This is a genomic window from Paenibacillus rhizovicinus (assembly GCF_010365285.1).
GTDB classification, from domain to species: domain Bacteria; phylum Bacillota; class Bacilli; order Paenibacillales; family Paenibacillaceae; genus Paenibacillus_Z; species Paenibacillus_Z rhizovicinus.
The window spans coordinates 6737136-6750630 of sequence record NZ_CP048286.1 but is presented as its reverse complement, the minus strand read 5'-3'; the positions used below and the strand labels follow the sequence as shown (position 1 = coordinate 6750630).

Annotated in this window: 12 protein-coding genes; 1 reads left to right on the top strand and 11 read right to left on the bottom strand. The window is 58.9% G+C overall.

Going from position 1 to position 13495, the window contains the following annotated elements:
* The 6 genes from cysC to GZH47_RS30105 form a co-directional block, all read right to left on the bottom strand.
* Positions 1 to 561, bottom strand: coding sequence for an adenylyl-sulfate kinase (cysC, locus tag GZH47_RS30130; protein ID WP_162644783.1), 561 nt, complete (start codon positions 559 to 561; stop codon positions 1 to 3).
* 33 nt (positions 562 to 594) lie between these two features.
* Positions 595 to 1593 carry a Gfo/Idh/MocA family protein gene (locus tag GZH47_RS30125; protein WP_162644782.1) on the bottom strand — a complete coding sequence of 333 codons (999 nt, stop codon included), beginning with the start codon at positions 1591 to 1593 and terminating at the stop codon, positions 595 to 597.
* On the bottom strand, positions 1586 to 3049 hold the full coding sequence (locus tag GZH47_RS30120; protein WP_162644781.1) for a sulfatase family protein: 1464 nt from the start codon (positions 3047 to 3049) through the stop codon (positions 1586 to 1588). Before GZH47_RS30120 ends, GZH47_RS30125 begins: the two co-directional genes overlap by 8 nt.
* Positions 3050 to 3071: 22 nt before the next feature.
* Positions 3072 to 3875: a sugar phosphate isomerase/epimerase family protein gene (locus tag GZH47_RS30115; protein WP_162644780.1), complete on the bottom strand. Its 804-nt coding sequence runs from the start codon at positions 3873 to 3875 to the stop codon at positions 3072 to 3074.
* Between the two features lie 138 nt (positions 3876 to 4013).
* Entirely contained in the window at positions 4014 to 5120 is a 1107-nt protein-coding gene (locus GZH47_RS30110; protein WP_162644779.1) for a Gfo/Idh/MocA family protein, read from the bottom strand.
* 87 nt (positions 5121 to 5207) lie between these two features.
* A complete protein-coding gene (locus GZH47_RS30105; RefSeq protein ID WP_162644778.1) occupies positions 5208 to 6272 on the bottom strand; it encodes a Gfo/Idh/MocA family protein in 1065 nt (354 codons plus the stop codon).
* 284 nt (positions 6273 to 6556) lie between these two features.
* Between GZH47_RS30105 and GZH47_RS33925 the strand changes: the two genes are divergently transcribed.
* The gene (locus GZH47_RS33925; protein ID WP_192043562.1) at positions 6557 to 6703 is read left to right on the top strand and encodes a hypothetical protein; all 147 of its coding nucleotides are present in this window, start codon (positions 6557 to 6559) and stop codon (positions 6701 to 6703) included.
* Positions 6704 to 6827: 124 nt separating this feature from the next.
* On the opposite strand, the gene GZH47_RS30100 is transcribed toward GZH47_RS33925, so the two are convergent.
* The 5 genes from GZH47_RS30100 to GZH47_RS30080 form a co-directional block, all read right to left on the bottom strand.
* A complete protein-coding gene (locus GZH47_RS30100) occupies positions 6828 to 8231 on the bottom strand; it encodes an NAD-dependent malic enzyme (protein ID WP_162644777.1) in 1404 nt (467 codons plus the stop codon).
* A 251-nt stretch (positions 8232 to 8482) separates the two neighbouring features.
* The gene (gene pruA / locus GZH47_RS30095; RefSeq protein WP_162644776.1) at positions 8483 to 10057 is read right to left on the bottom strand and encodes an L-glutamate gamma-semialdehyde dehydrogenase; all 1575 of its coding nucleotides are present in this window, start codon (positions 10055 to 10057) and stop codon (positions 8483 to 8485) included.
* Positions 10058 to 10101: 44 nt separating this feature from the next.
* Positions 10102 to 11019, bottom strand: coding sequence for a proline dehydrogenase family protein (locus tag GZH47_RS30090; protein ID WP_162644775.1), 918 nt, complete (start codon positions 11017 to 11019; stop codon positions 10102 to 10104).
* A 205-nt stretch (positions 11020 to 11224) separates the two neighbouring features.
* The gene (gene rocF / locus GZH47_RS30085) at positions 11225 to 12238 is read right to left on the bottom strand and encodes an arginase (RefSeq protein WP_225446281.1); all 1014 of its coding nucleotides are present in this window, start codon (positions 12236 to 12238) and stop codon (positions 11225 to 11227) included.
* 32 nt (positions 12239 to 12270) lie between these two features.
* On the bottom strand, positions 12271 to 13470 hold the full coding sequence (locus GZH47_RS30080) for an ornithine--oxo-acid transaminase (RefSeq protein WP_162644774.1): 1200 nt from the start codon (positions 13468 to 13470) through the stop codon (positions 12271 to 12273).
* Positions 13471 to 13495: the final 25 nt, after the last annotated feature.

The window sequence follows — 13495 nt, the reverse complement described above, 5'->3', positions numbered from 1 at the left end:
TTAGATCGCGTCCTTTCCGGGCTGATGATGGAAGCGGTGCTTCTTCTGATCCAGATAGGCCAGCACCGTCTGCACGTTCTCGTCCAGCGGGGCGCTTGACGTGCACAGCGTGATATTCGGATTCAGCGGCTCCTCGTAAGGGTCCGAAACGCCCGTGAAATGCTGGATCTCGCCGGAGCGCGCCTTCGCGTAAAGCCCCTTCACGTCGCGCATTTCGCAGACGTGAAGCGGACAGCTGACATAGACTTCGACGAAATCGGGGATCTGTTCTTGTGCGTAAGCCCGCATCGCCCGGTATGGACTGATGGCCGAGACCAGCACGTCGACGCCGTTGCGCGACAGCAGATTGGCGATATAGGCGATCCGTCTCACGTTCTCGAAACGGTCTTCCATGCTGAAGCCAAGCCCTTTGCAGATGACGGTCCGGATCTCGTCGCCGTCGAGCAGCTCCGCGCGGCGGCCGCGCTCGAGCAGCTTCTGCAGAACGGCGGATGCCGTTGTCGTCTTGCCGGCGCCCGACAAGCCGGTGAACCAAAGTACCGCGCCATGACTGTTGTTCATTATATGCTCTCCTCCATCTCTCCTGAAGCATCCCTACGAAGGGACTGTAACGGGAGCGCCCCCAAGCTGCTGCGACCGGATGGCCGCCTCGATGACTTCCTGGGCCGCGAGCGCGTCCGCTCCTGATGCGGTAATTTCCTGCGGTTTAACGCCTTTCTTGAGCTCTTCGATAAAACAGCCGATCCGTTGATCGAACGTGTCGTCGAATCCTTTCATCCCGCCGAATATCGAATTGCGCACGACCGTCAGCTCATCGGAATGATGCGGGTAATAGGTCATGCTCTCGTAGACGTTATCGACGACGAGGCGACCTTCATGACCCGCGACTTCGCAATACTCGATCGGATGGCGCATCGACATGTCGTAGCTGCCGGTCAGATGACCGACGGCGCCCGAAGCGAACTCCATATTGACCGATACCGTCGACCACGACGTTCGGCCCGGCGCTTTGGTCATGAACGCCTGCACCCGCTTCACGTCGCCAGCGAAGTAACGCATGACATCGATCGAATGCGGATGCAGCGCGCGCATATGCAGCCATTCCGTATCCTCCTGCGGATTTCGGATCGTAAGCCGCATATTGAGGAAGAGCAGCGAGCCGAGCTTGCCGGCATCGACAAGCTCCTTGGCTTTGTAGGCTGCCGGCGTGAACCGGTGGTTAAGGTTGCAGGCAAGCACGAGATCACGTTCCCGGGCGAAAGCGACCATGCGCCGCGCTTCTTCGATATTGTTCGAGAGCGGCTTCTCGACGAAGACCGCCTTCCCCGCTTCCAGCGCGATCATGGCCGGTTCGTAGTGATGACTGCCCTTCTCGACGCCGGCCGTCGCCACGATGACGACGTCGACGCTTTCGCGTGCCAGCAGCTCGCGCAGGTCCGTATAAGACGGAACGCCGTGCAGGCGCCCCGCCGTTTCCGCCCGTTCCGGCATGAGATCGCATACCGCCGCAAGCTCGGTATCGGGAAGGCGTTTGTACGCCTCGCAGTGGATTTTGCCGATGTTGTTGACGCCTACGACCGCGACCTTAATCATTGCCGACCGTTTCTTTCTCTTGTTCCTGCGCTTGTTCCTCTGCCTGCTCTTCTGCCTGTTCCTTCACTTTGTCCTTCGCCTGCAGCGAGCGGGCACTGACGATGGAACCGATGTAGAGCGACTCGTACGCGTCTTCCGACGACGTGAAAGCACGGTTGTGGCCGTTCCAATTGACGTTCGTGTAAATCGGATTCGTCCGTTCCACCTGGTCTTCGCGTTTGGCGATGTAATCGAGCATCCGTCCGCGCAGCAATTCCACGACTGCGGGCTCCTGCTCGGCCAGGTTGACGTTCTCCCCGGGGTCGCGGATCAAATGGTACAATTCGACTTCCGGCTTGCCATGGAAGTCCGGCTCCAGAGCCACGATAAGCTTCCACTCCGGCGTGCGCCAGCCGTGCTTGCGCATCCACGTGCATTCGGTGATGTACAGCTCGGTCAGCTCTTCGGACGGATCGGATTGCCCGTTCATCATCGGCACCAAATTGCGGCCGTCGTACGTTTCGCCGGTATCCACATCCAGCAAGTTCAATACGGTCGGCATGATATCGGCGATGACGCTGACGCTCTCGACGCGTTTGCCTGCGGGTACGCGGCCCGGATATTTGAAGATAAGCGGCACCACGAGCGTGCAATCGTAGAGGCCGTGATGATCGAAGAAGCAGTCGTGCTCGTAGAGCGTTTCGCCGTGATCCGCCGTAATGACGATCAGCGTCTCCTCCTCGATGCCCATATGTTCGAGCTTCGTGAAGATCGACTGGATGCAAATATCCATATAGGCAACGGAGCCGTCGTACTGCGCTGTCACGTACTCTTGGTCGGTGACCTCTTCGCCGATCCACGATTTCAGGAAATCCCCGAAAGGCTTGAAATTGTAGACCGGTTCCATCGACGAATTGTTAGGGTCCTTCTCGTCCTTGCCGTAGAACATGCGCTCGAACGGCTGCGGCGGCAAGTAAGGCGAATGCGGATCCATGTGGCGAAGGAAGAGGAAGAACGGCTTCTCGTCGGCCGCGAGCCGATCAAGCTCCGGAATCGCGACGTTATTCAAGTTCTCGGCCTTCGGCGTTCTGCCCGTTTCCGCGTCGGGCACCCACGATTCGTAGTTCAGATACGTTTGGAACCCGCGCGCGGACGGATTGCCAGTGAAACCGATGCAGGTCGTGTTGTAGCCGTTCTCTTCCAGCACCTCGGCCAGCGTCTTCACGTGACCGCCCAGTGGACCTTCGTGGCGCAGCGCCACGACGTCGGTACCAAATACGTCCTTGCCCGTGAGCATGGATGCGTAAGCCGGCGTCGTCGGGATGCTCGGGCTGAAATGCTGCTCGAACAGTACGCCTTCGGAAGCGAGTTTATCGATATAAGGCGTCGTCAGCTTGCCGTAGCCGTAACCGCTCATATGGTCGCGGCGCAGGCTGTCGATGCCGAACAGGATCAAATTCGGTTTCTTGGCAGACATGGGAGTTCCTCCTTGGCGGCGGTTAGCGCGCTCCTAATTTTTTGAGGCAGGCGTTCAGGTATCCGTAGGATTCGGCCGCGACGGCCGTCACTTGTTCGATCGTATGTTCGGGCGTCGCGCCGATGACTTCGAGCACGACAGGGCCGTCGTAGCCGCCGTCCACCATTGCGGCGCAATAGCCGAACAGGTCGATGTCGCCGCGTCCGCAAGCTTGAAGCTGGATGGGACCCGGACCTTGCGCGCGGCCCTTGCAATCGCGGATATGGACATGCTTCACGCGGCTGAGGACGGCCGGAAGCGCTTCTTCGGCGTTCTCGCCGGAACGGTGGACATGGCTCGGATCCATGTCGATGCCGAATGCGGGCGAAGCGATCTGCTCCATCGCGGCAAGCGTCGTCGGCGTATTATAGATCGCGTTGCCGACATGCGCTTTCACGCAGAGCGTGACGCCGTAAGAAGCGGCGATATCGGACAAGCGGGTCAATTCCGAGATGGAATGCGCCAGATCCTCGTCGACGCCGGATTTGCCGCCCGGTCCGACGTTGACGACCGGGATGCCGATTGCCGCGGCTGCTTTGAATGCCGGAATGAGACGTTCGTCGCTAAGCGACGCGACTTCCATGGACAGGAATTTCAGTCCGTTCTCGCTCGCGATCGACTGCAATTCGTCCTTCTGCTCTTCCCAGCGGCTCAGATCGAGATGCTCGCACATGCCTTGAATGGCGGATATTTCAACGCCGTCATAGCCGCTGGCCGCGATAAGACGGGCCGCTTCGGCGAACGTGTAGTTCTTGAACAGTACCGAGTTGACGCCTAATGAAATCATGAATGAATAACCTCCTGGTATGTGGCGGATAGGAAAATGGATTTCGGTTCATTAACGATTATCTAGCGAATCAAGACCTCGAACCCGGCAAGGCGCCAGCGAAGAGCAGCGCCCTGCCAAGGTTTCCGGGACCAAACGTTATCTCATGAACAAAGGATCGCCGTGCAGCGGCGGCAGCGGATGCGGACGAACGAGTTCGCCGCCGTTCTCGTACGATTCGATAACCGCGAACGTGTATTCCAGCACGGCCAGCGCATCGCGGCCGTTCGCGCGCAATTGATCGAACGGCACGCGTGCGGATACGTCCTCGAGGAATGCGCGCAGACGGTTGTTGAACGTGCGGTTGAAGTCCGTAACGCCGTAGTCCGTCACTTCTGGAACCGGCTGCTGGCTGATCGCCGGAATGCCTTTCTCGGCTTTCCAGTACGACACTTTCTCCACGCAGTTCTCGATGCAGAACGTGCCTTTCGAGCCTGCCATCTCAAGGCTCCACCAGCCGCCTAGGCCGTAAACGGCATCTCCGCGCTGGCTCAGCAGGTAGCCGACGCCGCCGTTCGCGAACCGCATGTGAATGCTGTTGATTGAAGCCATGACGTCTCCCGCGTTGCGCCGGAAGCCCGGACGGTCGGAGAACGTCTGGATATGCGTGATGTCGCCGCAGAAGTGGCGAATGACGCTGAACGGATGCGTCAGGAACGCTTTCATATGGAAGTAAGGATGGCCTTTCACTTTCGGGCTGCCGGCCAAGCCGTAATTCGCCTCGCCGCCGTTGAAGCCCATCTTGGCCAAGCAATATACGAGCTCGCCGATTTCGCCGTTGTCGACGTATTGCTTCGCTTTCGCGGCCGGCTCCGTGAAGTAATGGTTCAGGTTGCAGCCCAGGTATACCTTCTGCTTCTCGGCGAACGCGACGAGCTCCCTCGCCTCGCGAATATCGTGGCAAAGCGGCTTCTCAACGAGCACGTGCTTGCCGTAGCCGACCGCTTCCATCGCCGGTTCGAAATGCCAGCTGCCGTTATCGATCCCGCCCGTCGTGATATCGATCACTTCGATGTCGGGCTCGTTCTCGATCATGTCTTTCAGGCTGTAATACGCTTTGACGCCGTACTTCTCGGCTGTCGCGTCGGCGCGTTCCTTCACGACGTCGCAGACCGCGACCAGATCCGCCAATTCTTCTTCCTGATAGCATGCCGCATGCAAATTCCCGATTCCGTTCAAGCCCACCAAACCGATTTTCACTGCCACGAATAATCACTCCCGTTATGAATTTTGGCCTTGCATAGGAAAGCAAGTAAGTAATTAAGTAATTAATGTAAGAAAGGGTATGTTAGGTTACACGTCATTCACGGCCGGATCGTTCAGCGAGACCCGCCGTCCTTCGCTGGAAGACACATACGTCGCCAGCACCATGCGCAGCGAGGTCCTTCCTTCTTCCGCGGTAGCGATCGGTCCCCGCTCGCCTCTCAGAAAAGCCGCAAGCGGCTCGGCGAGTCCGCGAATGCGATGGAAATGGCCGGCCGGCGAGGCGATATCGCTGTCCACCCAATCGTTCGCCGCCGCGTCGAATCTGCGCAGGCCTGCTCCCGTATCCGGTCTGGGCGCATTGCAGCTTGGCGCGTCGCCGTAATTTTGCACGATCGTGCCGAGTTCGCCGATGATTTCCGTCGTATTCTGAATCGCGTGGCAGGTAAACGAGCAGCTGACTTCGGCAATCGGGCCATCCGCATAGCGGTAGATGGCAATTCCGTTGTCGTTCGGAATGCGCGGATTGTAGAGCGAGGCGATTTCCGCCGTTACGCTCTCGGGCTCGCCGAGCAGCCAGTGAATGAAATCGGCCGGATGCGAGGTGTCGTCCGCCCAAATATCCCGGTTGCTGGCCGGATCGACATGCCAGCTGTTCGCGAAGTCCGCGTTCAGCCCTACGTTCAGACCGTGACGGCGGCGAACCATGAACACTTGGCCGAGCGTACCTTGCTGCAGCCATTCTTTCATTTGGATGTTTTGCGGATCGACCCGCATTTGCCACGCGAGCGTGAACGGCACGCCGTGCCGTTCGACGGCGGCGACGATGCTGTCCGCCTCGGCCATCGTCAGCGCGATCGGCTTCTGCAGGATGATCGCCTTGCCGGCTGCGGCGGCGAGCTGCACCAGCTCCGCGTGCCGCGACGTTTCCGAGGCGATGACGACCGCCTGGATATCATCCCGGGCAAGCAGCGCTTCCGCGGCCGCGCATGCTTCCAATCCGTAAGCGTTCGCTGCGTTCTCGAGCCTGGACGAATCGTGATCCCAGCCCGCAACGACGCGCACGCCTCTGTCTGTCTGTTTCCAATCCTCGCAGTAGGCATTTACATGCCCGTGGGCAAAGCCTAAGATCCCGACGCCGATGGTTTCGTTCATAGCCAGCCTCCAACTTGTTATTGGCCTTCGGAAGATGAAACCGATGTCATTGCTATTCTGATGCCGCGAAGCCCATTCATCTTTAGGAAAACGTTTTCTAAACTCATCATAGCCGTCCGGCAGATAGGTTTCATGGCTGATCTGGACAACGAATTATCCGATTTGGACCGTTTTGCCGCAATTGGGTCCGTCTTGCATGTCCAATCCCCGTCATGGGGCAATCTAGAAAGGCAGGCAGCCGCCAGCGCTGCAGGCGCATGTTCTAATGGCAAGGAGGGATCGACATGGCACGTCGCGACAATCAAGCGATTCCGGAGAAAATGAAAGGGATGCGGGCGAAGGACAGCCAAGCGGAGAACGACGTCGCAGGCTCCACGGACCGCAACCGCAACCAGAAAGGTCATGTGCCGAACAGCCCTTCAACCGGGTAGCAGGCAGGAGCTTCACGCTTCACGACGCAAAAAGGCCGTCAACAGCGCTCTGCTTGAGCGGTGTTGACGGCCTTTCGAACTTACATTGCCTTAAAGCTTGAAACTGCGCTGCTATGCCTGCCCGTTATCTGAAATCCGGCGGCGTGCGGCGCGCGGTATTGGTCAGAATCGCGGCCTCGATGACGGCTTTCCGAACGTAGTTGACGACCTTCTCGTTGAAAATACTCGGGATGATGTAGTGTTCGTTCAGCTCATCCGACGTGACGACGGAGGCAATCGCGCGAGCAGCGGCGAGCTTCATCGGCTCGTTGATGTGCCTGGCCCGGCAATCGAGCGCGCCGCGGAACAAGCCCGGGAAGACGAGGACATTGTTGATCTGGTTCGGATAATCGCTGCGGCCGGTCGCGAATACCGCTACATGCGGCAGCGCCTCCTCCGGGGAAATTTCCGGTTCCGGATTGGCCATGGCGAACACGATGGCTCCCGGCTTCATCCGCTTCACGTCCTCCTCGTTCAGCAAGCCGGCGCGCGATACGCCGATGAAGACATCCGCGCCCGCGATAAGCTCCTTGAGCGTGCCGGGTTGAGCCTCGACCTGCGGCTGATCCGCCAGCCACTGCCACATCGGATACGGATACGCTTGCCCGCGCACGATCGCGCCTTCCCGGTCGATCGGCACCAGATGCTTCACGCCTGCTCCAAGGAGCATTTTGCATATGGAAACGCCTGCCGCCCCGATGCCGTTCACGACGACGCGGATGTTCTCCATCCGTTTGCCGACGACCTTCAGCGCGTTGATGAGGCCGGCGATCGTGACGACCGCGGTGCCATGCTGATCGTCGTGGAAGACGGGGATGTCCAGTTCGGCGGCAAGCCGATTCTCGATCTCGAAGCAGCGCGGAGAGCCGATATCCTCCAGATTGATGCCGCCGAAGATGGGGCTGATCGTCTTGATCGTGCGGATAATCTCTTCCGTGTCCTTCGTATCGAGGCAGATGGGGAACGCATCGACGCCCGCGAGCTGCTTGAACAGCATTGCCTTCCCCTCCATGACCGGGGCAGCGGCATAGGGGCCGATATCGCCGAGTCCGAGCACGGCCGTGCCGTCCGTCACGACAGCGACCGTATTGCGTTTGATCGTGAGCGAATACGCCTTGCCGACGTCCTCCGCGATGGCACGGCAAACTTTGGCTACGCCGGGCGTGTACACTTTGGACAAGTCTTCGCGGTTCTTGATCGGCAGCGTCGGCTGAATGGTGATTTTGCCCCCGAGATGAACGAGGAACGTGCGGTCGGAAACGTTGATGACCTTGATGCCGTCAAGCGCCCGCAGCGCCTCGACGATCGACGTTTCCTTATTGTCCTGAAGATCGACGGTAATGTCGCGCGTCGACGTGTCGTGCCCCGGGCGAATGACGTCGATGGAGGTGATGTCTCCTCCCGCCCGGCTGATCGTCGCCGCGACGTCGCCGAAGCTCACCTTCTTGTGATCCAGCTCCAACCGGAAAATCATGCTCGTTTGCGCCATGTTACGCCCTCCCTTTACGCCGAATGGATGCTGCATCCGTTGTCTCTCAACCCGCTGCGTCTGCGCTGCATGTCCGGCTGCTTCGTTTCTTGTTCCGTAATCAGATAAATTCCAGCATTGCCAAAGCCAGGCTTTATCATGCGTAAACGCTGCAACAATCCCTTCAATGAAACTGGCTGCCGAGGCGGCAGGGACAGCCGGGACCCTCCTTCACTCGTAGGCGGAGGGTCTCGAACAGCCGCTGCGCGTACTCACCTTTTGCGTGACGTGAGCTTCGCCTGCGTGAACAACAGCAGATAATCGTGGCCGCCGGCTTTGGAATCCGTCCCCGACATGTTGAAACCGCCGAAGGGATGCACGCCGACGAGAGCGCCGGTGCATTTGCGATTGATATACAGATTACCGCAGTGAATCGTATCCAGCGCCTCGGCGATCCGGTCATTGTCCGTCGAGAAATACGAACCCGTCAGGCCGAATTCCGTGTCGTTGTACATGGCGATCGCCTCGCGCCAATCCTGCGCTTTGGCCAGCGCCAGCACCGGACCGAAGATCTCCTCCTGCATGAGGCGCGCCTTGACGTCGACGTCTCCGAACACGGTGGGCTGGATATAATAGCCGTTCCCCGGAGCTTTGGCGCCGCCGGTGAGCAGTTCGCCTTCCTCCCTGCCGATGTCGATATAGTCCAGGATGCGCGCGAAGGAAATATTGTCAATGACCGGACCGGCGGCGAAATTATGCTCCGGCAAGCCGATCTGCAGCTGCTCCGTCAGTTCGACGACGCGCTTCGCTACTTCGTCATAGACGGCCTCGACGATAATGGCGCGGGACCCCGCGGAGCATTTCTGTCCTTGGAAGCCGAAAGCCGACGCGACGATTGCCACTGCCGCCGCCTCGAGATCGGCCGTTTCGTCGACGACGATCCCGTCCTTGCCGCCCATTTCGGCGATGACGCGTTTGATCCATATTTGGCCCGGAGCGGTATCCGCGGCTAGCTTGTTGATGCGCAAGCCGACTTCCTTGGAACCGGTGAAACTGACGAAACGCGTCTTCGGATGCGAGGTTAAGTAGTCGCCGATCTCCGCGCCGCTTCCCGGCACATAGTTGATAACGCCCGGCGGCAGTCCGACCTCCTGCATCAACGCGACGAATTTATAAGCAATGACCGGCGTCGTGGATGCCGGCTTCAGCAATACGGTGTTGCCCGAGACGATCGCGGCAGCCGTCATGCCGACGCAGATCGCGAGCGGGAAATTCCAAGGCGGAATGACGACTCCGACGCCGAGCGGAATATAGGTCAGGCGATTGTCTTCGCCAGGAATCTTCGCAAGCGGCTGCGCCTCGTTCACGTTGCTGAGACGGATCATCTCGCGTCCGTAAAACTCCAGGAAATCGATGGCTTCGGCCGTGTCCACGTCCGCCTCGACGTAATTTTTGCCGGCTTCCAGCAGCATGAGCGCCGAGAATTCGTGTTTGCGCTCGCGCATCAGCGTCGCCGCTTTGAACAAGTATTCCGCCCGCTCGCGCGCAGGCACCTGCTTCCATGTCTCGAACGCCGCCAGCGCCGCCTGCATGGCTTGCTCCGCGAGCTCTTGATTCGCTTTGCTTACGAAGCCGATGACCTCGTCGAGGTTGCCGGGGTTAATGGAGGTGATTTTCGGTTCCGTCTCGATCATCTGAACGCCGATCTTCAGCGGGTACGTCCGGCCCAATTCAGACTTGATCTGGGCGATTGCGGTTTCCATCGCTTCTTGATTCGCTTGCATGCCGAAATCCGTGAACGGTTCGTTGGCATAAGGCTTCAGCTCATTGAATGGCGTTGTCGACATATCCATTCTCCTCTCCCGTCAGGGGGTTCGTTATGAGACAGGCGCTACGGTCTCCGCAGATTCTTAAGGACGAACCAGACATTGGCCGGCCGCTCCGCCAGTCGCCGCATGAAGTAACCGAACCAGTCGATCCCGTAAGGCACATAGATGCGGACGCGGTAGCCTTCCTGAACGAGCCGCTGCTGCAGCTCCTCGCAAATGCCGTAGAGCATTTGGAATTCGAATGCCCCGCGGTCGATATTCAGTTCCCGAACAAGCAGTTTCGTGTAATCGATGATCGCTTCATCGTGACTCGCGATGGCCGTATAATTCCCGTTCGCCAGATGCAGGCGTATGATGCGCTTCAGGTTGTCGTCCACGTCTTTCTTCTCCGGAAAAGCGACGCTGGCCGATTCTTTGTACGCCCCTTTCACGAGCCGCAGATTCGCTTTCCATTTATTCAAATCCTTCACGTCCTGCTCCGTGCGGAACAGATACGCTTGGATGACGATGCCTACATTATCATATTCGCGGCGAAGCTCCCGGTAGACATCGAGCGAAAGTTGACAGTGCGCATAATCCTCCATGTCGATGCGGACGAAATTGCCGAGCGCACGGGCACGGTTCAAAATCCGCTTCATATTATCGACGCAGAGCGCGCGGTCGATATCGAGTCCGAGCGACGTCATCTTCAGCGACAGGTTGGAAGTGACGCCGGCTTCCGCGATCGCTTCCAGCGTCAGGATGCACATGTCCGCCGCTTGCTCGGCTTCCTCCTCGTTGAAGACGAACTCGCCGAGATGGTCGAGCGTCGCCATTCGGCCATCCGCATTCAGCTTGCGGACGGCTTCAATCGACTGCTGAATCGTCTCGCCCGCCACGAACCGGGCCGCGCCGAAACGCAGGCCGTACTTCTTCGCCAGCCGATTGGCGGCGCGGCTCTTGCCGAGCGCTTGAAACACGCTTTTCAGTAACAGATCCATGCTGAATTCCTCCAGTGGATTGCACGATGATGTTCACGAATCTACTTTCATTCTATGCCTCGCGCTCCGCTTCCACGCCGCTGGAATTTGGCGATTTGAATACCGGTTCCCGCCTTGCCGAGCTCGCCCAGCCATAATAGAAACAGCCGCTGCGGCTCGCAATCAAAGGATGGCGGTACGTAACGGCTGTGTCGGTAGTTGTCGTTTATAGAATTCGTTTGCCGAGCAGGGAAGCAATCAGTCCGATGGCAAGGCGCGCGGTCCGCCTGCTCTCGTCCAGCATCGCGTTCACCTCGACCATGTCGATGGACAGGATCCGGCCGAATTCGGCCAGCAGCTCGCAGGCGAAATGCGCTTCCCGGTAGGTCAAGCCGCCGGGAACCTGCATGCCGACGCCAGGCGCTTCGAGCGGATCCAGACAATCCGCGGAGAAGCTGACATGGATGCCGTCCGTTCCTTCGCCGGCGATTTCAACCGCCTTGCGAATAACCGCTTCAATGCCCATCCGGTCGATTTCATGCATCGTGAATACGGTGATGCCCTCGGACAGAATAAGTTCCCGTTCCTCCGGCTCCACGTCGCGAACTCCGATGAGGACGACGTTTTCCTTGCGAATGGCGTCTCGCGCTACCTGAGCGTCGATGTTCGAAAGCCCTAGCTTCGCGAATCCGAGCGCGACGGACAGCGACATGCTGCCGATATTGCCGGTCAGGCTGCTCGACTCCGTCTGAAAGCCGGCATGCGCATCGAAACAGATCACGCCGACGCGCTTCTCCTTCGCGGCAAGTCCTGCGAGCACGCCGATCGTGACGCTGTGGTCGCCGCCCAATACGAGCGGCAGTTCTCCCCGCCCTGCGGCTTCGGCCACGACGTTCGAGATGCGCCGGCTCATCTCTACGACTTCCGGCAGATGCTTGACGTGACCTTCGTTTGCTGCCGATTGCGGCTGTTGAGCGAGTTGGGATTGGGACGACACGATAACTTTCGTTTCGCCCGACACTTCATAGACGGTCTTGCGAAGCTGCCGAAGCAGTCCGGCTTGAATCATCGATTCCGGACCCGCCTCGTTCCCCGGCCTGCCAGCGCCAAGGCCGAACGGCACTTGAACGAGATGCAGTTTCTGGGCTGCAGCCGATGTTTGCTTGAAGCCGGCACCGCTGCTGTGCGTGGTGTTCGTGCTGTTATTCCTATCCGTGCTGTTACTGTTCATGTCTGCCATATTGTCGCTCCGCCTTTCCAGTCGGTTATCTATTAGAAAAGCAGCTTGATCCGTGCAAAAGCCCAATCAAGCTGCTCTTTCGTTATCGTCAGCGGCGGCGCGAAACGGATCGTCGTCGCATGCGTTTCTTTGCACAAGATGCCGAGCTCCTTCAGCTTCTCGCAATACGGACGCGCCTCGCCGTCCAGCTCCAAGCCGATGAATAAGCCGCGTCCGCGGATGTCCTTGACGGCCGGGCTGCCGATCCCCCGCAGCAGTCCTATGAAATACGTACCCAACTCTTCGGAACGGTTAATCAGTCCTTCGTCTTCCAAGACATCAAGCGCCGCGATCGCCACCGCGCAGGCAAGCGGATTGCCGCCGAACGTCGAGCCATGCGAACCCGGTTCGAATACGCCGAGAATCGCTGCGTCCGCCGCCACCGCGGAGATCGGGAATACGCCGCCCCCGAGCGCTTTGCCCAGGATGTACATGTCGGGCGTGACGTCCTCCCAATCGCAGGCGAACCGCTTCCCCGTGCGGCCGAAGCCGGTTTGAATCTCATCGGCCACGAACAGCACCCGATGCTGTCTGCAGAGTTCAGCCGCCTCTTTCAAGAAGCCTGCCGGCGGCATGATAATGCCCGCTTCGCCTTGAATCGGCTCCACGAGGAATGCAGCCGTATTCGGCGTGATCGCCGCTCTTAGCGCCTCGATATCGCCGTACGGAATGACTCGGAAGCCTGGCGTGAACGGTCCGAAGCCCGCCTTGTATTCGTCCGAGGACGAGAAAGACGTGACCGTAATCGTCCTGCCGTGGAAATTCCCTTCGCAGACGATGATTTCCGCTTGATCCGCAGGCACTCGCTTCACGTTGTACGCCCAGCGCCGAACGGCTTTGAGCGCCGTTTCCACCGCTTCCGCGCCCGTGTTCATCGGCAAAATCATATTCTTGCCCGTCATCGTGCTCAGCTTCTCGTAGAAGATGCCCAATCGATCGTTATGAAACGCGCGCGAGGTCAGAGTCACTTTATCGGCCTGCTCTTTCAAGGCGGCAATAATGCGCGGATGCCGATGCCCATGATTCAGCGCCGAGTAGGCACTCAGCATATCCATGAACCGGTTTCCCTCCGGATCCTCGACCCAGACGCCTTCCGCCTTCGAAACGACGATCGGCAGCGGGTGATAATTGCGTGCTCCAAGCCGTTCGGTCTGTGCGATTATCCTGCTGGACGCGTTAGATGTGCTTGCCATGCGGACACGCTCCTCTTTCCAATCG